Genomic DNA, 619 nt, shown 5'->3' on the forward strand with positions numbered 1-619 from the left:
TGATTTTTACGACGCGTCAAATCTTCTTTCACCGATGAGCGGTGGCGCGTAAGTTGTCTTAAATCTTGAATGTCTCGCTCAGGCACATATGAGCCACTCACGAGTCCACAACGGCCTAACTCCGCGATCCATTGGGCATCTCTCATATCGGTTTTCCGCCCAGGGACTTGCTTAATATGTTGGGCATTCGCGAGAATCATCTTAAACCCATAAGGTTCCAGAATATTCCACACCGGTCGCCAATATTGTCCCGTGCTTTCCATCAGCACGGTGGTAATATCTAGCGACTCAAGCCACTGGGCACACGCTTGTAATTCTCTTGTCGTGGTATCGAACTCTTTAGTTTGTTTCTTCGGTTTAGATCGATTAAGGGAACCAACTAACGTACAGACGGTAATTGTCTTCTTGTGCACATCAATTCCAGCACATCTTTTAACCATCACTTCCATCATAATTCCTCCTAAAAATGAATTAAAAGCAGGGAAACATTCTGGTAAAGTGTATTTTTATTTAAATGCTCGAAGCATAGTCCATTCATCTCAAAGAATGTTTCGTCCATTTTTTTATCCGGGTGCGGCAACACCACTAAACGCACGGACTTGTCTGCTTTCACTTAAAT

General features: G+C 43.5%; 1 protein-coding gene. It reads right to left on the minus strand.

Annotated features, from left to right (window positions below):
* The coding region (locus ACFO5Y_RS11695; RefSeq protein ID WP_380706738.1) for an IS110 family transposase at positions 1-449 on the minus strand (449 nt) is incomplete at its 3' end.
* Positions 450-619 lie beyond the last annotated feature (170 nt).

Origin of the sequence: Ruoffia tabacinasalis, from assembly GCF_042652985.1 — a bacterium.
Classification (GTDB): Bacteria; Bacillota; Bacilli; order Lactobacillales; family Aerococcaceae; genus Ruoffia; species Ruoffia tabacinasalis.